This is a genomic window from Leisingera sp. ABM4_103, from assembly GCF_056158685.1.
Genome location: NZ_JBSWTU010000004.1, coordinates 26,694 through 49,246, shown reverse-complemented (window position 1 = coordinate 49,246; position 22,553 = coordinate 26,694). Strand labels below are relative to the sequence as shown.

Genomic DNA, 22,553 nt, shown 5'->3' with positions numbered 1-22,553 from the left:
CATGGAGACCATCGCATTCATCGGCGGCGGCAACATGGCCTCCGCCATCCTCGGCGGGCTGATTGCCCAAGGCATGGCCCCGGCGCAGATCACCGTCATCGATCCCGGCGCGGACCAGCGGGCGCACTTGCAGGCGACCTACGGCGTGCGCACCACGGACGATGTGACAGCGGGATGCGCCGATGCGGACACCGTGGTCCTTGCGGTCAAGCCGCAGGTCATCGCGCAGGTGGCCGAGCGGGTCGCGGGCGCGTTTAAGGGCAAGCTGTTGATCAGCATCGCGGCGGGGGTGTCGATTGCCCGGCTTGAGGCGCTCTTCGGGCCCATGGCCATCGTCCGGACCATGCCGAACACCCCGGCCCTGCTGGGGCTCGGCGCGACAGGAAGCTTCGCCAATGACCGCGTCGATGCGGCGCAGCGCGCCCGGGCTAAGATTATCGTCCAAGCCTTTGGTCTGTCCGTGGTCCTCCCGCGCGAAGACCTGCTGGATGCGGTCACGGCCGTCTCCGGCAGCGGCCCGGCCTATTTTTACCTGTTGATCGAAGAGATGATCCGCGCAGGCGTCAGCCTCGGGCTGACGCGCGAAGATGCTACCGCGCTGACCCTGCAAACCGCGCTTGGCGCGGCCTCCATGGCCGCTCAGGGCGACGTGCCGCCCGAGGATCTGCGCCGCCGGGTGACCTCGCCGAATGGCACGACCCACGCCGCCATCACCTCGATGCAGCAGGATGGCGTTGCGGACATGGTCTCACGCGCGATGACCGCCTGCCGGGACCGGGCTGTCGCGTTGGGAAAGGCCGAGTGATGTTCGAGAAAGTCGAAGACTACCCCATCGATCCGATCATGATCGGCACCGACTTGTTTGCGCAGGACCCGCGTCGGGACAAGCTGAACCTGACCGTCGGAATCTATCAGGATGAACACGGGCGCACCCCGGTTCTGGAGGCCGTGAAGCTGGCCGAACAGCAGCTGATCGAAACCCAGACCAGCAAGGCTTACCTCGCCCTGACCGGAGATGCGGAGTATTGCAGCCTGTTGGGGCGTGAAATCCTTGGGGACGCCTACAGCGCGGGCTGGGTGGCCGCGCAGACATCGGGCGGCGCGGTCGCGCTGCGCGTCATGGCCGATCTTCTGGCGCAGCTGCCGGAGCCGCCAACCGTATGGCTGCAAGCCCCGACCTACGGCAATTACGTTCCGATCCTGACGGCCGCCGGCGCGCGCCATCAGGCGCTGCCCTATTATGATCCGCTGCGCAGCGTGTAAATCGGCGTGCAAAATTGACCCACTTGGGTGGGTTATGAGCGAGTAAAATTGACCCACCTGTTTTCGTTAACATCCGCACAAAAAGTGCGGAGGAAAGAGCAGGTGTTACTGATGGAAAGCGTGTCGAAGATCCGACGATGGGTATTGGTTGAGGGACGCAGCATCCGGTCTGTTGCGCGGGCGACGGGATTATCGCGGAACACGATCAAGAAGTATCTGAAGGATGAGAGCCCGCCGAGCTACCAGCGCCAGGCCCCGCCGGTTCGGCACAAACTGTGCAACGGGTTTGATCTTCGGCTTCAGGAGCTGTTCGATCAGGACCAGAAGCGACCACGCCGGGAGCGGCGGACGGCCCAGAAGCTCTATGAGCAGCTCGTGGTGGAAGGCTACACCGGTTCCTATTCGCCAGTTCAGCGATTTGTCCGCGATCTGAGGCGGGCCGGTGCCGGTTCGGGCGAGGCCTTTATCCCGCTGCATTTTGCGGCAGGCGATGCGCTGCAATTTGACTGGAGCGAAGAACGGGTTGTCCTGGGCGGTATCGAGCAGAAGGTGAAGGTTGCCCATTTCCGCCTGTGCCACAGCCGCAAGCCCTTTGTCGTCGCCTATCCCGGCGAAGCCCAGGAGATGGTGCTGGATGCCTTTGCGCAGGCGCTGTCTTTCTATGGCGGGGTTCCACGCCGGGTGATCATCGACAACCCCAAGACCATGGTGACCTATGTCTCCCGCTCCAAGGACCGGATATTCCATCCCCGGTTCCTTGCCTTGATGAACCATTACGTTATGGAGCCGGTGGCCTGCACCCCGGCTGCGGGCTGGGAGAAGGGACAGGTCGAGAACCAGGTCCAGTTTTTGCGCGGCCGGTTGTTTGTGCCCAAACCTGCCTTTGATGATCTCGATGCGCTGAACGATTGGCTGCGCCTGCGCTGTGAAGAGCTGGCAAACCGGCCCCATCCCGAGCAATCGGATCGCACGATTGCAGAGCTGTTCGAAGACGAACGCGCCGAACTGCGCCCTCTGGGGCGAGCATTTGACGGATACGTGGAAAAGACCGTTCGTGTTCGCTCCACCTGCCTGGTTCAATATGCCAGCAATCGCTACAGCGTGCCGTCCCGGTTCGCGGGGCAACATGTGTCGCTGCGCGCCTATGCAGGCCGGATCGTGCTGGTGTCGGGCCAGGATGTCATCGCCGAGCACAAGCGTCGCTTCACCCGCAATGTCAGCTATTTTGAACCTTGGCACTACGTGCCGCTGCTGGATCGCAAGCCCGGCGCCCTGCGCGACGGCGCCCCCTTTGTGGACTGGCAACTGCCTGAGGCCATGCATCAGATCAGGGAGCACTACATGGCCGGCAAAGGCGGGGATCGGGAGTTCGTCGATCTGCTTCTGCTGGCCCAGGATCACGGGGTCGAGGTGGTCGAGACGGCTTGCGAACTGGCGGTGGAACAAAACACCCTGCGCCTGCCCGCCATCATCAACCTGATTAACCAGTTGGTGGAGCCGGTCATCACGCCGCTCAGCGACGCCTATACCTATCCGCAGCTGACCTTGCGGCCCGAGGCCGATTGCAAGCGCTATGAGACGCTGTGCTCGGCTGAGGAGGCTGCCGCATGAACGCCCTCATCGACCAACTGACCGCCCTGAGGCTGCACGGGATGGCAGCTTGCGCCCATGATTTGCTGTCCGCGCGCAAGCCACCAAGTCTGACCACAGCGATAAAGCAACTGATCGACGCTGAGACTGTAGAGCGGCGGGTGCGCTCCATCCAGTATCAAATGAGGATTGCGAAGTTCCCCCACCACAAGGACTTCGCCACCTTCGATTACAGCGCGGCCGCCGTCACCCAGCCCCAAATCGAGCCGTTCTGCTCAGGCCAATTCACAGAAGAGGCACATAATCTCATCCTGGTGGGCGGAACCGGCACCGGCAAAACCCACATCGCCATCGCGCTTGGAACCACCCTGATCAGCAACGGCAAGAAGGCGCGCTTCTTCAACGCCGTCGACCTGATCAACGCCCTGATCAAGGAACAGGCCGAGGGCAATGCCGGGAAGATCATCCGGCAGCTCTCGGCCCTGGACTGCGTCATCATCGACGAGCTGGGCTACATCCCGTTCCCCAAGTCCGGCGGCGCGTTGCTGTTCCATCTGATCAGCAAGCTCTATGAGAAGACCAGTGTCATCATCACGACGAACCTGGAGTTCGGCGAATGGGTCTCGGTCTTCGGTGACGCCAAGATGACAACCGCGCTTCTGGATCGCGTAACCCATCACTGCGCAATCATCGAGACAGGCAACACGTCATACCGGTTCGCACAGAGCAAGCGACGCAGAAAAACATAAACGTCGCGCAAGCAAAGCCCCCAGTCGGACTCGCTATATGAGGGCGGCCCGCCTGGGGCCTTTGCGCCACAAGGGGTGGGTCAAATTCAAACGCTGAAACCGGGTCAGTTTTGAACGCTCATTGACATGTTGGTCGAGGCAAACAGCGTGACGTCAATGCCCGCTTCAAGGCCATGGCCAGCCACTACGTCTTTGAGCCTGAGTTCTGTAACCCGGCAGCCGGATGGGAGAAAGGGCAGGTTGAGAAGAACGTACAGGATGCGCGCAACCGCCTGTGGCAGGTCATGCCTGTCTTCAAGGATCTGGATGAACTGAACCAGTGGTTGGAGGATCGCTGTGTGGCCCTTTGGGCCGAGACAAAACACCGGGACCTGCCCGGCACGATTGCTGATGCCTGGGAAACAGAGAAGCCGATGCTGATGGTGCTGCCCCCGGCTTTCGATGGGTTTGTCGAGCACAGTAAACGGGTATCGCCGACGTGCTTGATCACCTTCGAGCGCAATCGCTACAGCGTGCCCGCCAGCTTTGCGAACCGCCGTGTCAGCCTGCATGTCTATCCGGACCGGCTGGTGGTGGTGGCCGAAGGCCAAACCGTTTGCATCCATGACCGCATCATCGAGCGGTCACACCATAAACCTGGAAAGGTCATCTATGATTGGCGCCATTATCTGGCGGTGATCCAGCGAAAACCCGGGGCCCTGCGCAACGGCGCGCCGTTCACGGAGTTGCCTGATGCCTTCCGCCGTCTGCAGGATCACATCCTGCGAAAGGAGGGTGGTGACCGGGAGATGGTCGATATCCTATCCTTGGTTCTGCATCACGACGAAGACACCGTTCTGTGCGCCGTAGAACTGGCGCTGGAAGCCGGCGTGCCCACCAAGACGCACATCCTGAACCTGCTCCACAGGCTGATCGACAAGAAGCAGCCCGACCTTCCCGAGGTCGATCCGCCAGACGCCCTGACCTTGGAAACGGCACCAAAGGCCAACGTCGACCGCTATGACAACCTGAGACAGGCGGGGGAGAAGCGCCATGCGTCATGACCCTGCAGGCGCCTCGATTGTGATCATGCTGCGCAGCCTCAAGCTGCATGGTATGGCGCAGGCCGTTGATGATCTGATCGCCCAGGGCGCGCCAGCGTTCGAGGCCGCAACGCCGATGTTGTCCCGGTTGCTCAAGGCCGAGGTGGCAGAGCGAGAAGTGCGCTCCATTGCCTATCACACAAAGGTGGCGCGCTTCCCGTCCTACAAGGACCTCGCGGGCTTTGACTTCAAATCCAGTGAGATTAATGAAGCCACCGTCAGGCAGTTGCACCGTGGCGCGTTCATGGAAAACGCCGAGAATGTTGTCCTGATCGGCGGACCGGGCACCGGCAAAAGCCACATCGCAACGGCCATCGGCGTCCAGGCCATCGAGCATCACAGGTGCAAAGTGCGCTTCTACTCGACCGTGGAACTCGTCAACGCGCTGGAGCAGGAAAAGGCGCTTGGAAAGGCCGGCAGAATGGCCGAGATGCTCACCAAGATTGACTTGGTCATCCTCGACGAACTCGGCTACCTGCCGTTCAGCTCGTCCGGCGGCGCGTTGCTGTTCCACCTCCTGAGCAAACTCTACGAGCGCACCAGCGTGATCATCACCACAAACCTCAGCTTCTCGGAATGGGCCCAGGTCTTCGGCGACGCAAAGATGACAACCGCGCTCCTCGACCGGCTCACTCACCGCTGCCACATTCTGGAAACCGGCAACGACAGCTACCGCTTCAAGGCGAGCGCCGAGGCTGCCAAGAAGACAAGAAAGGAGTCCGCTACATTGACCAGGTCATGAGCAAAGTCGCATACTGAGGGTGGGTCAAATCTCGGTGAAAATACCGGGTCATTTCTCAGCGGAAATCAACACATCAGATGCTCCTCTCTCCACCTATGCCCGCCACAGTAGCAGCGGGTTGGCAGGAAGGCAGTTCATCCCATTAGCTCAGCGTTCAGGTACGATTAAGCTTGTAAAGGTAGACGTAAGGCTGTCGGAAGGGCGAGACTCTTTGAAATACTTCCAGAACAGGTAGAATGGCTGCGTGGTTCCACTGTCTTCAAAGGGTTCCGAAAAGACCTGCAAAAGCGCGCGCTGAATCTTGATGTAGTCCTCACGCGAAACCCGCTCTGACAGTCCTAGCGCATAGGGTTCGACCGACAAGAACTTGTTTGAAGCAACCACATCAGGGCAATCACTGAAACGCTTCAGATAGGTCAGCAGAATGTCGCGGTCACCAAAGTAGTAGCTAAGAGGATAGCCGTCTGTTTCCGTACCTTCGCAAAGTTCTGCAATCCCCAACGAATGAGTGTCAAAAGCCTTGTAACAGACTGTCTCCCACGGTGAGGGTTTCAGCAATTGCGGTTCCTTGGCGCGTAACGCATTTGCGATGATCTCTGGTGCAGTGCTATCTTTGATGATGCCGACACGAATGGAGCCGATCTGACCTGGACGCAGGCTGTCGCAACTCGGCACAATCTGCTGTTTTGCTATTGCGTCCGGACTGGAGGAGAAATCAATGGTTTCTCCGTTATGAGTCAGTGCCTGCCCTGCTTTCTCCCAAGCCTCACGCCCCTTTTGATAGGCTATCTGGGCGGGTGTTCCTTCGTCAAATTTGACCTCAAGATATGACCCGCCTGACACGAACAAAATAGGCGAGAATAGGATCGTCTCGGAGCGAACTAAGGTGACAGTCAGTGGATCGCAAAGAAGATCGACCTTTCCCTCTCCAGGCCCGGGAGAAAGCGAATTTATTCGATTACTGGCTTGAACTTCAGTCCAAACAAAATCCAGCCCTGACTTTAGAAGGATTGCATTGCAGAGGTCATAGAGGAACCCAGTGCGTTCGCCGTTTTCAATGTAGACGAATGGCGCCGCATCCGCGCGATAACCGACTTTGAGCGGAACATCAGCACTCACCATCGGGGCCAATAGATGCAAAGTCAGGATAACAATAGCCGCTTCCCAACTACGGCGCGGGTATGCCCATCTCATCGTTCTTAAGTTCCTATCGTTTAAGAGTTTCTCCGCTTCTGAATTGAAGCGACCACGAAAACAAACACCATGAAGCCGACACCAATGGTCATCAGCCATCGAACTATCTGCTCGTTTATTGCAAAATCTTGTGGCGGTAGAATGCGTAAATCTAGGTAGAGTGGATCGAAGAGCAGAGCCATTCCCAGCAACAAGATTAGCAGGGTTCCCAAGAAGATCATCAAGAGAGCGAATTTGAGGTTGTTCTCACGCTCCTCCTGATCATAAGTCAGGCATAATACAATAGCCAGAACCGTACCTGACAATGCCGCCAAGGCCGCTTCAGTCAGGTTCCGGCTGGAAAAGAAGTTAGATAATCCAGAAGTTTGGCTAACAATGCCGCTGATGTAGGGATCGACGAAAATGTAGAGTAAATGTGCCAGGAACCCTGACACATATGCAAGCGCTGCAACGCCAAGGTATTGAAACGTGCGCGGAGCCAACAGCTCGGTCCAAGGGTGCCACTTAGCCTCTCGGTCGAGTGTTTCGCGTATCATATAGACGGCGAGAACGGATGGCAGCAGCATCACCATAAGCCGCAGCGCCATACTCAAGATGACCTGAGTGCGGGTGTTGCCCGCCGGCATAACCAGTTGCAGCGCTGTATTCTCGCTGGCGATAGACAGAAAATACATCACTAAGCTGGCCAGCATGATTGCTAGCCATCCGGCAAATAGATAAAGATTGACCGAGCTCGCAGTTCCTCTTTTGGCCGCACGTGCGCGGCGGATCCATTCTAGCGCCACGAAAGGGGTGCTTTTTTTGTTCAAATTGGGTGAGCGTTCTGCATAGAGCGCCATCATCAGGCAACACAAATCGGCCTGTCCTGGCGCTTCAAACTCGGTGCCGCGCAGTTGCTTCGCAATTTCTTTCCACCGCTCCCCTACGATCTCGCGCGCCTTTTCAATTTCAGTTTCCGTCGCACGTTCGATCGCATCTGGTGTTCGATTTTGAGTGGGAACGTCGACCGCCTCGGCTTTGGTCGCTGAAGAAGCATGCTCGGATGCCGCATCTGCATCGGTGAGATCCGGTGCCGCGACTGCCGCAGGCGCGCTTGCATCCGTGCCTCGGGCCGCGCAAGAAATGCGCGCCGTCCCGGCCGGAGTGTCGCCCGGTACCGCCGCGTCTACAGCTAGGCTCAGGCTGCGCAGATGGTCCACTTCAGTTAAAATGCGGATAACATTGTCGCTCAGACCTGTAGGTGCCTTGTCGGTGAACAATGTTTTAATCTTCAGTTCCGGCCACTCACTGTCGATTTCTCCAAAAGCTACGATCTTCGCTAGTTTCTCTTGAAAATCCGCGGTCGCGGCCTCATCGACCTTTGTAAAGCGACGGAAAATTTCACTTAGCTCCGCCACATCGGTTCTGTCGACATCGACCTCGTCCAAAATTGGTTTAACGTTCACCAATTTCAATTCGTTCCACAACCCGATCACGGAGCTGGGAATGCCAACAACCCAAAGCGACCAGTGTCTGATCCAGTTTTCGAACCGCGCTACGTAAGGTAAGCTGGGCAATAAGCCGATCATGCCCAGAGCCATCACTAGCGGATTCCATGGGTAGTCAGAAATCAACGACTTTCGGGACGTCAACCCGATCAGCGCGTCCACTATTCCACCGTCCACATTCGGCGGCTCGGCGGCCACTAGGCCCAGGCCACCGACGGCGTGGTCCTGAGAAAATCCGGCTTCAGTTGGCGTCAGGCCCTCGGCCCCTAGGGCGAACAGCATACAGATAAAGGTGAAAAAAATGGCCAACCCAAGGAAGTAAACTAGGCAGGCAAAGAAGAAATAGCGCGTCACCCGGACTGAGGACGGCGGTAGTCTTTGCAAAAATTGTGACACCATTCCTTCGGTCGAAATGCCAGCCAAATTGCTCGGCACGTCAAGGCGTTCTCGAACGAAGAATAAGAGAATGGCCAATCCCAAAACATAGGACAACAGAAAAGGATCGATTGCGAGGATCGCTGAAGTTACTTGACCATTCATTGGATTGCTTCCAGGAGTTCAGCCGCGCCCCGAACTTACAGGACAAATGAGCTATTGGCTTAGCAACGCTCGACTCTGGGGTCACAGTAGTACACGGGCGGGTTGGTCCAAGGACGCCTTTCTTCAGTGTCTCGAATGACTGAGGTTATGGTAGAACCTGACAAGCAAATCGCGACAACAGCAAACATCGATTTAGGCATCGGCCAACTCCCGATTTTAACATGAGGAACGATAACGATGCTATCATAAAATGAAAAAAATTTCCATAACTCAATCGCAAGATTCTTAATGAGCAATTCACGGCCAAAGGGGAACGCTCAGTTCGCATGGCGAACAGAGTAGCTAGTCTGTCGGCACCCAAATATCCCGTCGCCGAAGTGACATGTTTTCAGTTGCCCGATAGTGTCTGCCATTCGGTCCACAGGTTCAAAGCTCCAAAACCCGCAAGCAGCAAGACAATCGTCACCAAGACTGTGGAGGCGATCCGGCAAGTCAACAGGGGCAGCGGGGGGTGCTCCCTGAGAATTCGGCCAAAAGTGTAAAGCAAGACCCACAACGCCGTAGCTACGACCATAATGATCCCACCAATTGCTGCTGATTGTGCTGAACCAGAGATAGCTGCTATGACAAATACAAACAGTCCCGCAAGCATGGAGAGCATCAGAATATGGTTGGCAACCATGCGCTGGAAACTACCTGGGAGCGCGAAGTTCGCGAGATGGGCTGAAAGAACACCACCTGTACGCAGTGGGTGGGCAATTCTCGGGCCCGCGAACCCCAGAAATCCGGAGGACGGTAGGCCGTCGATCATCCGGGCAAGAATGCGGGCAGACCTACTGGACCAGTTGGATATCGCGATCGCATTCGGTCCGGCCGGCTGAATAGCCGCATATTTTTTGAATCGCGGAACATCGAATGGGCTAGTTTTTCTTTCGCCGAGCGCTCCGGCCATGAGTTGTTCGACGGTTTCGTCATCGTCAAACTGTGATTTACGTAACCGCGCCTTTGCGAGCGCCAGCCGACGGGCATCGCCGGAATTGAGTGTCTCAAATTCGTCTTTGAGAATCGCTTCTTGCAGCTTTTTCGTGTAATTTGCCCGTTCCTCCGACTGGCTCGGCTCGGGCATCAAGGCAGCAACTATTCGTTCCGCTCCGTCGAGCCGACCCCAGAGGATGTCGTGCTCGCGCCAGTCACGATTCAGGAAGCCTCCAAAGGCGCGGACCTTGATGCCCGCGAGCTTGGCGGGGTCATCGTTGATCTCGCTGTCTGCCGGGCTAATGCGGAACACCTGAACGTCGGCATTCTCTTGTGCGGAAGTGCCTTCCAAGAAGGGGAAGGTAACGTTGTCGTGCCAATGGAACCGGTCATAAGCCTCCAAGATTGTAGTCAATTTATTCACCTCAAGGAAATCACGTATTCGCTTGCTGCTTATATCGGAAACTTTGCGTAGTTTTATGCCGATCTTTTCCATCGCCTTATCGACTTGGTTCTTCACTCGATTAAGATAGATGTCTGTTGCTGCGGAATAGCGATCTTTCAGCGTAATACGGGACATGACCTCTTCGTACCCGTTTCTGAGCGTGTCTCTAAGTTCCGCGATTTCTCCGGGGGTAAGCAAGTCGCCTAGCTCTTCGGACGCCGGCGATCTCAGACGGCGCAAGTTCCAGTGTTCGCGCTTGATGATAGCCAGCATTTCCCAAAGCAAATCTTCTTCTGCGCTGGGCTCTTTCAGCGCAGTATCGATTACGACGCGCAGATGGCTGAGGCGGCGCAAACGGAATTCGAGATCATATTGAGTCAGGTAGAACGTCTCGCTCTGGCAAGACCCGGGTTGGGATGAACTACCGCCTTTAGGGTGATATGCATAGAATTTGTTGTCGCGCCATGCACGGATGACCTGTCTCAGATATGACCACTGGTCGGACTTCAGCTCGTAGCCTGCTATCTGAGTCACGAAGTCTGTCAGCAGGTCTGTCGTGCCATAGACCCGGAGGTGATGGTAGAGCGGGTAGTGCCGACCGTAGCCCAAACCGACCAATTCGGCGAGATCGAGTTCCTCGAAATTGTCAGGCTTCTTGTCATGCGGTGTAATTTTACCAAGGACTTGGAGTTTTTCCTGATCCTTTGCCCAGCGGTCCTGAAGAGCACCCAGGCGACTGAGCCGACAATTCATTTCCGTTATGTCGTGAATGTCTTCGCGGATGACCTCGCGGCGGGGCAATGTCGTGGTGGCAAGCATTGCGTTGCGCAGGAAGTCCACTTCTGTTTCCTGATTTCGCTCTGCCTTGGTCACAGGGAAAGGATCGACGAAGAGAAGTTTGCGTTCTCCCGAAACCGTGGGTGTCCGGAAGGGAAGGAGATCGATGGCATGGCTAAACGGCCGATTGTCGAGATAGCCGCCATCCGCGAAGAGCCGCAACTCAAAATCACCCTTCGCGCCAGCGGGCATGTCGCCGAAGTCGCGCGGACGATTGCGCAGCTTCTCAGGTATGTCGTCAAGACGTGAAGGTGGAAATGCGACGGGAAAGGACGATGTGCAGCGCGCGGCAAAGGCGAGCAAAGAATCCTCATCCGCTCCAAAATCGTTGCGTTGCGGTGATGCAGCGTTATCGTCACCAGCGATGTACTGGAAACGAAACACGGATTTGTGGATCCTCTCGTCCATACTTTTGTCGGTCAGATAAATTGGTGCCCAACGCCCGTCGAGATCGGTGGCCGTCACAAAGAGGTCGAGCGTGTCGTCTACTAATGGCTGTACTTTCGTGCCTTGGTTCATTTCCCCGAGAGTTTTGAGCAACATGTTATACATGTAGTGACCGTCGAGCAGCGACTCTGTTCTTCCAATGGCTGAAGCCATGATGCGATCATTCAGCAAATTCTCGAAATCGGCCTCCTCGACCCATGCCCTGCGCAACACTTTAAGATCGCGCGTGCCAAGAGCGAGTGCCTTTGCCAGGGCAACGCCGTTGATACCACCGGCCGAAGTGCCGGAAATGATGTCGATAATAAAACGGGTCCGCCGACCGTTACCGGAGAGTACTTCCGAAAGATCGCGATAGATGAGTTCGACATCGTTGAGTTGCTCCCGGGCTTTTTCTTCATCTGCCGCACCGAGGACACCAGGACTGGCACTTCCGCGAACCATGTGCAGCAATTCCTGTGAAATGCCGTTCATGTAGATTGCGAGGGATACCCCGCCATAGAGCACCACTGCAAAACGCACTTCGCGGGTTGCATCGTCCATTTCATTACCCTCAAAATTATCTGAGTCGTTGATAAGCTCTGAAACGTCGTCTTGTTGATCTTCCCTTGCCAGCAGTTTGCGTTATTCGACGGTCATCAAATTATGCGTTTTACCTATGTCGGAAAATGCTTGCTCCAACCCGGCCAGTTTCACCAAATGGATTGAGTCCAGCGTGTCGGTACCAACCGCACTATGTCCAACAATCCGGGCGTTTGCGCTTAGCGTAAGGGTCCTGACCCAAACTCCGCTACTTTACCATCCCGACCAAACGTATTGCTTTGTCCAGCTTGCCGAACATTCCCCACCCCGTGAGTAGCGAAAACACTGTTAGCAACAATTCTGTATTCGCGGAAATAAACTGAATTATATCACCTGAAACTCCCAGGCGTGGCAGAACTGCTGTCAGCAACAGGCCGAGTATCCCTGACACCGATTTCTTGCCGTTCATTGCTTTGCCAATCGTTTCACCGAGTGCAGCGTTTATAGGTGTCAGAGGCGGTTTTCCGTCCGGTCCAGTGGTCAGGGTTGCGACATCCACTGCTTCATCTTTGTCCGATAGCGTGTTTTTCAAAAGCAACTTTAGCAGGGCCTTGTTTCGGGCTCTTGTAGAGCCGTCAACAGTATCAGATTGCAGAATTAGCTCCGCAACTTCTAAAATATTTGCTTTCTTGTTGCCCTCGTAATCGGAAAGCGCATCAGTAAGAAGATCTTTAAGATCTGAGGTTTTCTCCGAAATGCTCATCTTCGTCGTCGGGCGTATACCCGCTCCTGTTGGCAGTGTGTTCACGAATTCGCGAAGTGCGGCCATCCTGTTCATCCAGCCGGCCCCGAAGACGGAAAATGTGCCTAGGCTGCGCAGATACTTTTCTTGCCGATCCATGAATGCGTCAGCCAGAACACCCGCATCGGTTTGCTGTACAGCCCCCATTGTCAGCCGTCCGAGGACCCCATCAACTTCAAGACCTTTGCCATCGACGGTAAGGCCCAGGTCGTTAAAGGCCTCCTGCACGAACTTGATGGCTCTTTTGGGTCCGGAAAGTACCGCGCAATTATAAACCACCACGGCCATTCTCTCGGGCATCTCGCCACAGCGGCACATTGCATAGTACCTGGTTCGAAAAATCTCGTCGGCTTCAGCGCGGGTGAGATTGCGCACATCCTCCACAGTCACATCGGTGCCGCGCCAGTCGGCCAGCGTCCCAATGGCAATCCCCATATTTGTGGGGCCGCCCTTGTCAGCTGGATGGTCTGCGAAACCGCCTTCCCATCGCTTGATAAATTCGTGGAACTTCTGAAAACGAGGGTCAAAGGCCGCGTCAAATATTGGGTCAGGCCCCTTGCTGTCCTGCTCAATCCCGAGGCTTGCCAGAATTGCCGGGTCGAGTGGCGGGCGTTCAGGGGCTAGTTCGGGTTTAGGAGGCGCGGCACCCGGGCCGTCCCAATTGTCGATCAGGTCGCTCAGATATTCGGCCCATATTTCATCGCCGTCTTCGGGGTATATGCCGTTGTGCATCTCAGTGGCGGAGGCACCGATTAACTGAATATGTGGCTTCTCGATCAATTGCCCCTTCTTGTTGAAAAGAGGGGTCATGCCATTCTCTTTGGCCAGCTCGTGCATTCTTTCCCAAAATTTGGCTCTGGCGCCTTTGTCGTCCCAGGACCACTTTTCATCTATCTTCAGTACAAAATCGACCGCCAAGCCGTATTGGTGGATCGACTCCCACGGCCCAACCCATGTCACCTTTTTGCCCAGCTTAGTTCGCCCCTTTGCAAAAAGTTGAGCCTGGCGTTCCGGCGTGCGAAACGCTTCGAACACTTCGAATGGAATTTTTTCACTTTGAAGATTTTTTTGTATCGCAGCGACTTTTTCGCGAATAGCAGGGTGAAGTTTAGATATGTCGCTGTCACGTTTGATGGAACTCCCCATATCTACGGCCCCTCCTCGCTTGTCTAAAGCCGCTCCTCGATTGATCTGATTGCAAATTTTATAGTCGACACATGTAATCATGTGGAGAAATCTAATATTCATCAGAGCAGCAATAAATTGGATGCTGCTACAAAGCGCGTGACGCACCTTTTGTTCGAAATTTGATTCCTACGGTAACAGAAAATTTAAGAAAAGTCACCCTTTGGGTTGTCTATGGTTGAATCGCTCGCCTTGTCACAATTTTCGACACGTAAAGTTGGGACTTGTCTACGCCGTGGTCTACGCCTGATGGTTGCTCCGCTTCGATGGGCTCCTATTCGCGGGCCGCATCTGCAAAAAATGCCTGGAAACCGCCGCGACTTGCATATGCTGACCGGCCTAGCTGGACGCTAGGTATTGGTCCGCTCCGGGCTGCCTGCGGTCATCTGCGACAGCGATGGCAATCGTCCAGACCGATGATTAGCACGATGCCGAGTCGCAAGTTCGGTTCGAGCCCTTTTGACTGCTGCCGCAAAGCAAATGAACGGCAGCTTCCGCGCTGTACGAACTGTACAAATCGGTATCCAGTTGGACACCTTCTGTCATTCAGCCATCTATTGGTACCGCTTTTGTTGGGCCTGATTGCTGCCGGGTCTCATGCTTATGTCCGGGCTCGGTGTGCCGACATTTCCTGGGTCCCTGCTTACGCTGCTGCGTCGAACGCCTCCTTTGACGAGCCACGGTGCGGCATCCCATATTATCTGCAAGGGTGGTTTAAGGTCCGCCGGGATGTTTAGCCTGGAGACTCTGACCGCATTTCATAGCCTCGCAGTATGCACAAAGTTGCCGTTAGCTGTGAGCTATCTTACGTTTAAATGATTGCGGAGAGGGCAGGTAGGATACGGCGGTTGCCTGCTCCCGCAACCAAAAATTCCTGAATAAAATCGGACCATTGAAGCCACCTTCGGGTGGTTCCTTGCGTTTGTGGTATCCAGTCGGTGCTACATCGGTGCTAAGCTCCGCAGCAAACAAGCTCTAGAAAGCAAAAGCGAAGCAGCACGACTCGGAAAACCGGAAACAGCCCCTTGGCGACAACCGTACCAGATACAGCGGGCACCCGAAGCCGACTTAATGAAACTCATTCGGGTTGTCGGCCTGACCTCATGCTCGCGCTGTCAAACTCATTCAAGATTTATCTGGCGACCACGCCTGTCGATTTCCGAAAGGGCATTGATGGCCTCGCCAACTACGTCATGAGCAACTTTGAACTCGATCCGTTTTCAGGTGCCTTCTTCGTGTTCCGCTCCAAGGGGCGTGACAAGATCAAGGTGCTTATGTGGGACGGTACTGGCCTGGTTCTGATCTACAAGCGCATCGAAGGCGCTGGTTTCAACTGGCCCAAATTGTCGGATGGGACAATGACCCTGACGAAGGCCCAGTTCGAAGCCCTGTTTGAAGGGATAGATTGGCGCCGGGTTGCCTTTGCGCCCTTTCACCGCCCCGCTCTCTTTCAAAGCCAGCATGCCGATCCCCGAGCAGCCATTTGACGTTTGGCAGGCCGCAAAGCTATGCCCGCGCGCCGATGTAGTCGCTCACCTGACCGGCGGTAACGAAAAGGTCGAGCGGGCGCCCCTGGCTGTCGCAGATGGGTGCAGTTTGGTGTACATACCACCCCTGGTTCGACCGATCAGGCGGCCGCGCCCCCCTTTTTCGCGGCCATGCTGGTCGCTGTGCGGTGGGCTTTGAGATAGGTAGCGTCAATCGTCACGGCCTGTTCTTCGCCGTGCCCGGCGGCCAGACCCGCCATCATCCGAGCGAAGATGCCTTTCTCGCTCTAGCGCTTCCAGCGGCTGTAGAAAGTCTTGTGCGGGCCATAGGCTGCAGGGGCATCGCGCCATCTTAACCCATTGCGGTTGACGAAGATAATCCCTCTCAAAACCCGCTTGTCATCGACCCGAGGCTTGCCATGCGACTTCGGAAAGAAGGGTTCCAAACGCGCCATCTGCTCGTCGCTCAGCCAGAAAAGGTCAGAGATGTTCACCGCTCGTTTTGAGCACCGTGAATCACGCGGCCAAACGGAAATCAATGGGTCCTGAGCCTAAGCCGCTCCAGCTTCGCGAAGATGCACGCCCAGCAGGATCAGGCCTGGCCAAAGCATATAGGCTTCGATTTCAATATTCTCACCGAATGAGAGCAGCAGCATTGTCATGAGTATTCCCAGCGGCAGGCGGCCTCGCGTGTGTTTTGCTGCATCCGCCATGACAACGCCGATGTGCCAAACAAGCGGAACAACAAGGGCAGCAAACCCGGCAGCCCCCTTGACAAACAGCAGTCCGTACCAGGTGTGATGGCTGCCGATGGGCATGTATTCCACGGCATGGGACCCGGGCTGTACCGTGCCGTGTCCAAACCAGAAGGCTTCGGTCTGCCAGCGTTCACTGGCGATCCGCTGCAATGTTTCGCGGACCCGGGTGCTGTCTGCCCGGGCACCCTTGAACGCGGCCACCGCATCCGCGGCCAGCGCCGCCAAGGTTCCGCCGGTGATTGCCAATGAGGCGGTCAGCCCTGCCGTTACATGCCAGGCCCAGCCGCGCAGGATCAGGGGCATCATGCGCGGCGCAACGGTGCAGGCCACCAGCCCCACCAGACCCATTCGAGACTTTGACGCCAAAATCATCAGGACCCCAGCGGCCACACCGGCCAGCATCCACTTTCGGTTTTTTTCTTCCAGTGCAAACAGCACCATGATGACGCCCAGCAGGGCCGCAAAGGGGGACCAGGGGGCGTAGAATTGCCAACGGGGTGTCCAACTGGCCGGATCATAAGTGAACAGGTAAACGCTGAAATACTCCGGACCCGGCCCGCCAACTGCCTTCAACGGTGACGTGAAGATCTGTTCCGGTAGGCCAAGATAGGGCGCTGCCAACAGGACCGGTGCCAGCGCCAGCGTCCAGGCCCCGATCACGCACTGACCGCGGATCAGAACCTCGCGGCGGATCGGCAGCACCGCGCCAACCAGCGGGAACAACGCCAGCAGCGCCCAGCCCTTGGCCCAGCCGATCGATGACTTGATTGTTTTCTTGAGGCCGAGCCCCCAGTCGAGGTGCCCGATCCACAGGGCCACCAGCATAATGGCCATGCCGATGATCCAAACCCAGATCAGCACCGGAACGGGACCGGTTGCACGCAGGTCGGGCCGGAACGCCGGGCCTAGGTAGAGTGCCAGCACCGCCAGCGCGCCGAGAACCCAGGCAAGAACAGGACCGACGACGTATAGCGCGCCAACAGCGTAGAAGGGCCAGGTCAGCGCCATGGAGCGGTAAATTATCCGCTCTGCCGGGTTCTGCGGGGTCATGCTTGGGCCGCCTTGGGCGCGGCCAGAAGACGGCTGATGACCGCGGATCTGATCCAGCCCAGCACCAGCGCGATCAGCAGCATAAAGGTGGCCGCGGCCCCCGCGGCAAAGGCGATCTTCCGGTCCGGCGAAGAAGGGCGTTCCGGAAGGGACGGGTTTTCAAGCACCTGAACCAGCGGGTAGGAAGCATAAACATCCGATTTCGTCGATTGGGCACGGGCGATGGCAGAAGCAAACACCGCTTCGGCGACGGAAAAGTCGCGCTGCAGATCCTTCAACCGCGCCGCGCTGGCAGACAGCTGCTGCAGCCGGGTCCGCTCCGACACCAGCCGCTGTGACAGAGTCTGATACTGCCGGCCCGTGCCCATGCGCTCTGCGTCCATGCGCACAAGCTGCGCCAGCAGTTCCGCGCGCGCCCCGTCCGGGGCCAGGTCAAGCAGCGCGAGCTGCTGCAGGCCGATGCCGGTGACAGCCGTGGCCCGTTCCATTGCGCTGCTTTCTGCCGCGGCCTGGGCGGCGCGGGCGGTCTGGACCTTCGGATGCCCCTCGCCATAGGAGGCGCGGGACTCGGCCAGTTTTGCTGCATGCGCACCGCTTTCCTCGATAAGGGCCAGGAAATCAGCATCGGCATAGAGTTTCAGGGTTGCTGCCGCGGCGGCGGCGGGAATACCAAGCGTGCGTTCGAGCGCGGCGACGCTTTGCGCCTTTTCCTCGAGCTCGCCTGCCAGGTCTTCGACCCGGCCTTCCAGTTCGCGGGTATCTTCGACCATCGCATCGAATTCATCCCCTGACAGCAGCCCGGAAGCCTGTTGCAGTTTCTCGATATCAAAGCGGGTGAGAGCAACCGACCGCTGGTAGTCATCAATAGCGGCCAGACCGCTGTCTTCGCGGGTGGATTGCTCATCCTTGCGCAGCGCGTCCAGTTCATCGAAGAAAGCCTGCAGCAGAGCGTTGCCGCGCTGCTGGGCGTTTTCTGCGCTGGGGCCCGTCATCTCCACGTGGATGAGACTGGTCTGATCCACCAGCCGGATCCGCGGTTTGCCGAAGTCTCGGCGGGTCAGTCCCATTGCGGCGGCAGCCGCGGCAAGGATACGGTCGGCACCGATCAGGCGCTTGTATGTTTCGGTCGGGCTGACGGAGTTGCTGGCAAAGGCGGAATTGGCATAGGAGGACGCCTGACCGATGCCATTGAGGTTCAACGAGGCCGAGGCACCTGAGCCGGGCAGGATGAGCGAGGCATGCGATTTGAAGGCAAGGGGTGCGGTTTGCAGGTATCCGTTGATCGGTGCCCAGATCAGTGCCAGCCCAAGCAGCAAGAACGCCAGATAGCGGCGGATGCGGCTGGTGTCGCCCAAGCGCCCGCCGACGATGATGCGGCGGAGGGAGATGCCGCGCCAAAGCCGCCGCGGAGCATTAAATTTTCCGGCAAGTTTCTGCAGCATGTCAGTCTCCTTCAACCAGAGACTATGCTGACGCCTTTCCCGCCGCGTGTGCGCGCAAGGCTATCCCGATGCGCAACCGTATTTGCAGCTATCCGATTGAGTAGGTTTCTGTACTGCGCCCCTTGCAGGCAGTCAGAACAGCCCGGCCTCGCGCGCGGCCAGTGCTGCCTGGGTGCGGTTTGCCACTTCCAGCTTCCGGTACAGCGTTTTCATATGCAGCTTCACGGTGGGTTCTGTAATGTCCAGATCGCGGGCGATTTCCTTGTTGGACTTGCCCTCTGTCAGGCCTTTCAGAACCTGAAGCTCGCGCGGCGAGAGCTTTTCCGCCAGCGGGTGGTCCGTTTCCGGATCTGCGGCTGTCATGAAATCAATGGGTGCATATTGCTCCCCCATCGCCATGAACTTGACTGCATTGATCATTGATTTCGCCGGCAGGGTCTTTGGCACAAACCCGGCGGCGCCGGCCTCCAGCGCCTGTTCCGCGATCTGGCGTGTGGCTGCCCCCGACATCAGGGCAACCCGCTGTCCGTTTCTCATGGCCATCGCCCGCTTGAGGCCCGCCAGCCCGTTCATGCCGGGCATATTCAGATCCAGCAGGATCAGATCAAAGGGATCTTCGGTCTCGATCAGCTTGCATGCCTGATCCAGATCCGCCGCGGTGCTGGTCTTGATGGACCCTTGCCCCTCCAGGAACAGAACAAGCGTGTCGCGCAGCAGGTCGTGGTCGTCGGCAATCAATACTCTCATAACATGCTCCTTGATCCCTTCCACTACACGTACCGCGTGAATGCGGCGCTTGCACGGCAAAAGTCGTGCGTATCCGCCGCAGCTTGGTAAGCATTTGGATAGGTTCTGATCCGGGCGGGTAGGTTTGCACGCCGCAAGGCAAGCCGGGGATGCCATCGGACCTGCAACCTGTCCGCCCGCTCCGTTGAGAGGCAGGGCCGCCTGCAACAGCCTGAGAGCAACCAACGACAGCTCAAGGACTTAGCAGATGACACTTGCGTATTCCTCTTCCAACTTCGGGGCTGGCCTTGCGGTCAACCCCCGCCGCCTGAACACAGTTTACTTGCCTGCTCTGGGCTTCAATCTGGTTGACAGCAGCGCTGAACAGGCTGTTGCCAAGCTGCTGTCGCCTGGCCGCCGGCGCGTGTTCTTTATGAACGCGCATTGCTGTAATATCCGCCGCCGCGACCCGCATTATGCCCAAGCTGTCGCCAGTGCGGATATCCTTTTGCCTGATGGCATCGGAGTTGAACTGGCGGCAAAGTTCACCGGTCATTCGCTGACGGCCAATTTGAACGGCACCGACTTTGTGCCGCAGCTGTTGCAGCGTGCGGCCAGCTTGGGCAAATCGGTCTACCTGTTCGGCGGGCGGCCGGGAGTTGCGGATGCAGCCGCGGGGCGGCTGGTCTATGACATTCCCGGCCTGCGCATTGCTGGCACCCGCGATGGGTATACGGGAGCACAGGACACCAGGGCCGTTGTCGCGGACATCAACGAAAGCGATGCCGACATCGTGCTGGTCGCGCTTGGCGTGCCAATGCAGGAACTTTGGCTGCACCGCAATGCAGGTGACCTGAAGGCCGACCTCACCCTTGGGGTAGGCGCGCTGTTCGATTTTCTGTCCGGCTCGGTTGCACGGGCGCCGGAACTGGTCAGGGCGGCAAGGATGGAGTGGGTTTGGCGGCTGGCGATGGAGCCGCGCCGGATGGCACGCCGCTACCTGACCGGTAACGTTAGCTTCCTGGCCCAGGCGGGGCTGGCAGCGCTGCGGCAGAAGCGCCTCGCCGACGTCCAGCAGCGCGCACTAGATATCACAGTTGCACTTTCGGCGCTTTTGCTGCTGTCACCATTGCTGCTGCTGGCAGCGCTTGCAGTAAGGGCAGATAGCAAGGGAGCGGCGATCTTCAAACAGACGCGGGTCGGGCTGAACGGCAAGAGCTTTACCATGTTTAAATTCCGCTCGATGACGGCAGATGCGGAAACCCGGCGGGCGGAGATCTTGAACGTCTCAGACCGGGACGGTCTCTGCTTTAAGTCGCGCCAAGATCCGCGGATTACCCGTGTCGGCCGCTGGTTGCGCCGGACCTCCATTGATGAGCTGCCGCAATTGTTCAATGTGCTGCGGGGCGAAATGTCCATTGTCGGCCCCCGCCCGGCACTGCCGAGCGAAGTTGCAGATTACCCGCCCCGGGCGCTTGGGCGCCTGCAAGTCAAACCGGGCATCACCGGTGTCTGGCAGGTGTCGGGCAGGGCCTCTGTCGGCTTCAAGGAAATGATCGAGATGGACCTCAGCTACATTCAGGCGCGCTCGCTCAAGCTGAACCTCCAGCTCATCCTCAGAACCTTCGGCGCGGTGATTTCCGGCCGCGGCGCTTACTGATCCCACACTTCAGGAGGTATCCAATGACACATATTCGCAAAGCTGTTTTCCCCGTTGCCGGCATGGGAACCCGTTTTCTGCCCGCCACCAAATCCATCCCCAAGGAAATGCTGCCGCTGGTGGACCGTCCGCTGATCCAATACGCAGTGGACGAAGCCCGCGAAGCGGGAATCGAAGAGTTCATCTTTGTCACTGCCGCAGGCAAGGGAGCATTGGAGGACTACTTCGACACTGCCGCCGCTCTGGAAAGCACGCTGGAAGCGCGCGGCAAGACAGCGGCTTTGGCGGCCATCGCACGGACCCGGATGCCGGAAGGCGCCCTGTCCTTCGTGCGCCAAAGCAAGCCGCTGGGCCTGGGCCACGCCGTGGGATTGGCCGCACGCCTGGTTGGTGATGAACCCTTTGCCGTGCTTTTGCCCGATGATGTGATCAGGGCGCCGCGCGGGGCGCTGCGCCAGATGGTGGAGGCGCATGCCGTGAGTCGCGGCCACATGGTGGCAACCATGAAAGTTGCGCGCGAGCAGACCTCTTCGTACGGCATCCTAGATGTCGCGAAGGAAGCCGGAAAACTCGCTCACGCCCGCGGGATGGTTGAAAAGCCGGATCCAGCGCAGGCACCATCAACACATGCCGTCGTTGGCCGGTATATTCTGGAGCCTTCGATTTTTGAGGCTCTCGGGGCCATTTGCCCGGGCGCTGGCGGAGAGCTGCAACTGACGGACGCCATCAACGCGGACCTTCCCTCAGCAGGTGTAACCGGGTTCCGGTTTGATGGCGAACGGTTCGACTGCGGCAGCGTGCAAGGATTCGTGCAGGCGACGGCGGCCTTTGCTCTGGACCGGCCGGAACTGGCCCATGAACTGTCTGACTTTCTTGCCGGGCGTATTGCCCCGGTTCCGCAAGCGGCATGAATGCGGGACCTATTCGAAAGGATAGACGGGTATCCGTCTAACCTTTTGGCGCCCGCGCCGCGCCGTGTCATATCTGGGTCAACCAGCAAAGGAGGTCGCGCAATGCTTTTTAAAGCGCTCAAGATAGTTGCAATTTCCGTGTTCGCCGCGCAGCCGCTGGCAGCGGGAAATCTGGACCAGCCAGCCGGAGAGGTAGTGCTGACAGTATCTGGCGCGCCGAAAGCGGAAAACGCCGGGGAAGCAACGCAGTTCGATCTGGCCATGCTGGAAGGACTGGGTGCCGTGGAGTTTGAAACGTCGACAATCTGGACGCAAGGCGTGCAGCATTTTGAAGGTGTGCCGCTGGAGCAGCTGGTTGACCATCTTGGCATCACCGGAACCAAGCTTCGGGCTACGGCCATTAACGATTACGCAGTGGACATCCCGCTGTCGGATGCTGTCGAAGGGGGACCGATCATTGCCTACAAGCTTAACGGCGAGGAAATGTCGGTGCGTGACAAGGGGCCGCTATGGATTGTTTACCCTTACGACAGCAAATCCGAATATCAATCAGAGGTGGTTTATTCCCGCAGTATCTGGCAGCTCGACCGCATCGAAGTGATAGAGTAGCGAGCGCTGAACCCGGCGCTTTTAGCTTGGCTGCCTGCATTTGAGGATTATGG

16 protein-coding genes and 2 pseudogenes are annotated in these 22,553 nt (G+C 57.6%); 10 read left to right on the top strand and 8 right to left on the bottom strand.

The window, feature by feature from the left end; genetic code table 11:
- Nucleotide 1 precedes the first annotated feature (1 nt).
- The 6 genes and pseudogenes from proC (at nucleotide 2) to istB (ACXAED_RS01100) (ending at nucleotide 5,426) form a co-directional block, all read left to right on the top strand.
- Entirely contained in the window at nucleotides 2-805 is an 804-nt protein-coding gene (proC, locus tag ACXAED_RS01125) for a pyrroline-5-carboxylate reductase (protein WP_475046228.1), read from the top strand.
- Nucleotides 805-1,263 (top strand): aminotransferase class I/II-fold pyridoxal phosphate-dependent enzyme, encoded by a 459-nt coding sequence (locus ACXAED_RS01120; RefSeq protein WP_475046227.1) that lies wholly within the window; start codon nucleotides 805-807, stop codon nucleotides 1,261-1,263. The genes proC and ACXAED_RS01120 overlap by 1 nt, the downstream gene beginning before the upstream one ends.
- A gap of 111 nt (nucleotides 1,264-1,374) precedes the next feature.
- Nucleotides 1,375-2,874 (top strand): IS21 family transposase, encoded by a 1,500-nt coding sequence (istA, locus tag ACXAED_RS01115; RefSeq protein ID WP_475046390.1) that lies wholly within the window; start codon nucleotides 1,375-1,377, stop codon nucleotides 2,872-2,874.
- On the top strand, nucleotides 2,871-3,602 hold the full coding sequence (gene istB / locus ACXAED_RS01110; RefSeq protein WP_027234437.1) for an IS21-like element helper ATPase IstB: 732 nt from the start codon (nucleotides 2,871-2,873) through the stop codon (nucleotides 3,600-3,602). Before istA ends, istB (ACXAED_RS01110) begins: the two co-directional genes overlap by 4 nt.
- A gap of 128 nt (nucleotides 3,603-3,730) precedes the next feature.
- Nucleotides 3,731-4,645, top strand: a pseudogene (locus ACXAED_RS01105) (Mu transposase domain-containing protein); the annotation flags it as partial.
- Nucleotides 4,635-5,426, top strand: coding sequence for an IS21-like element helper ATPase IstB (gene istB, locus ACXAED_RS01100; protein WP_475046226.1), 792 nt, complete (start codon nucleotides 4,635-4,637; stop codon nucleotides 5,424-5,426). The pseudogene ACXAED_RS01105 and the gene istB (ACXAED_RS01100), both read left to right, overlap by 11 nt.
- Before the next feature lie 147 nt (nucleotides 5,427-5,573).
- On the opposite strand, the gene ACXAED_RS01095 is transcribed toward istB (ACXAED_RS01100), so the two are convergent.
- The 4 genes from ACXAED_RS01095 to ACXAED_RS01080 form a co-directional block, all read right to left on the bottom strand.
- On the bottom strand, nucleotides 5,574-6,620 hold the full coding sequence (locus ACXAED_RS01095; protein WP_475046224.1) for a substrate-binding periplasmic protein: 1,047 nt from the start codon (nucleotides 6,618-6,620) through the stop codon (nucleotides 5,574-5,576).
- A 20-nt stretch (nucleotides 6,621-6,640) separates the two neighbouring features.
- The gene (locus tag ACXAED_RS01090) at nucleotides 6,641-8,647 is read right to left on the bottom strand and encodes a hypothetical protein (RefSeq protein WP_475046223.1); all 2,007 of its coding nucleotides are present in this window, start codon (nucleotides 8,645-8,647) and stop codon (nucleotides 6,641-6,643) included.
- Between the two features lie 388 nt (nucleotides 8,648-9,035).
- Entirely contained in the window at nucleotides 9,036-11,891 is a 2,856-nt protein-coding gene (locus ACXAED_RS01085) for a patatin-like protein (RefSeq protein ID WP_475046222.1), read from the bottom strand.
- Between the two features lie 247 nt (nucleotides 11,892-12,138).
- Nucleotides 12,139-13,818, bottom strand: a complete 1,680-nt coding sequence (locus ACXAED_RS01080) for a glycosyl hydrolase 108 family protein (RefSeq protein WP_475046220.1) — start codon at nucleotides 13,816-13,818, stop codon at nucleotides 12,139-12,141.
- A 1,064-nt stretch (nucleotides 13,819-14,882) separates the two neighbouring features.
- Here ACXAED_RS01080 and tnpB point away from each other — a divergent pair.
- On the top strand, nucleotides 14,883-15,344 hold the full coding sequence (gene tnpB, locus ACXAED_RS01075) for an IS66 family insertion sequence element accessory protein TnpB (protein ID WP_475046219.1): 462 nt from the start codon (nucleotides 14,883-14,885) through the stop codon (nucleotides 15,342-15,344).
- A 22-nt stretch (nucleotides 15,345-15,366) separates the two neighbouring features.
- On the opposite strand, the pseudogene ACXAED_RS01070 reads toward tnpB, so the two are convergent.
- The 4 genes and pseudogenes from ACXAED_RS01070 to ACXAED_RS01055 all read right to left on the bottom strand — a co-directional run.
- Nucleotides 15,367-15,832, bottom strand: a pseudogene (locus ACXAED_RS01070) (IS5 family transposase); the annotation flags it as partial.
- Nucleotides 15,833-15,895: 63 nt separating this feature from the next.
- Nucleotides 15,896-17,152 carry an O-antigen ligase domain-containing protein gene (locus tag ACXAED_RS01065; protein ID WP_475046218.1) on the bottom strand — a complete coding sequence of 419 codons (1,257 nt, stop codon included), beginning with the start codon at nucleotides 17,150-17,152 and terminating at the stop codon, nucleotides 15,896-15,898.
- Nucleotides 17,149-18,594 carry a GumC domain-containing protein gene (locus ACXAED_RS01060; protein WP_475046217.1) on the bottom strand — a complete coding sequence of 482 codons (1,446 nt, stop codon included), beginning with the start codon at nucleotides 18,592-18,594 and terminating at the stop codon, nucleotides 17,149-17,151. The genes ACXAED_RS01065 and ACXAED_RS01060 overlap by 4 nt, the downstream gene beginning before the upstream one ends.
- Nucleotides 18,595-18,726: 132 nt before the next feature.
- The gene (locus tag ACXAED_RS01055; protein WP_019296427.1) at nucleotides 18,727-19,341 is read right to left on the bottom strand and encodes a response regulator; all 615 of its coding nucleotides are present in this window, start codon (nucleotides 19,339-19,341) and stop codon (nucleotides 18,727-18,729) included.
- Nucleotides 19,342-19,588: 247 nt separating this feature from the next.
- On the opposite strand from ACXAED_RS01055, the gene ACXAED_RS01050 reads away from it, so the two are divergent.
- From ACXAED_RS01050 to ACXAED_RS01040, 3 genes are all read left to right on the top strand, one after another.
- Nucleotides 19,589-20,980, top strand: a complete 1,392-nt coding sequence (locus tag ACXAED_RS01050; protein ID WP_475046215.1) for a WecB/TagA/CpsF family glycosyltransferase — start codon at nucleotides 19,589-19,591, stop codon at nucleotides 20,978-20,980.
- Between the two features lie 23 nt (nucleotides 20,981-21,003).
- The gene (locus tag ACXAED_RS01045) at nucleotides 21,004-21,891 is read left to right on the top strand and encodes a UTP--glucose-1-phosphate uridylyltransferase (protein WP_475046213.1); all 888 of its coding nucleotides are present in this window, start codon (nucleotides 21,004-21,006) and stop codon (nucleotides 21,889-21,891) included.
- Nucleotides 21,892-21,993: 102 nt separating this feature from the next.
- On the top strand, nucleotides 21,994-22,500 hold the full coding sequence (locus ACXAED_RS01040; RefSeq protein WP_475046212.1) for a putative pterin-binding protein: 507 nt from the start codon (nucleotides 21,994-21,996) through the stop codon (nucleotides 22,498-22,500).
- Nucleotides 22,501-22,553 lie beyond the last annotated feature (53 nt).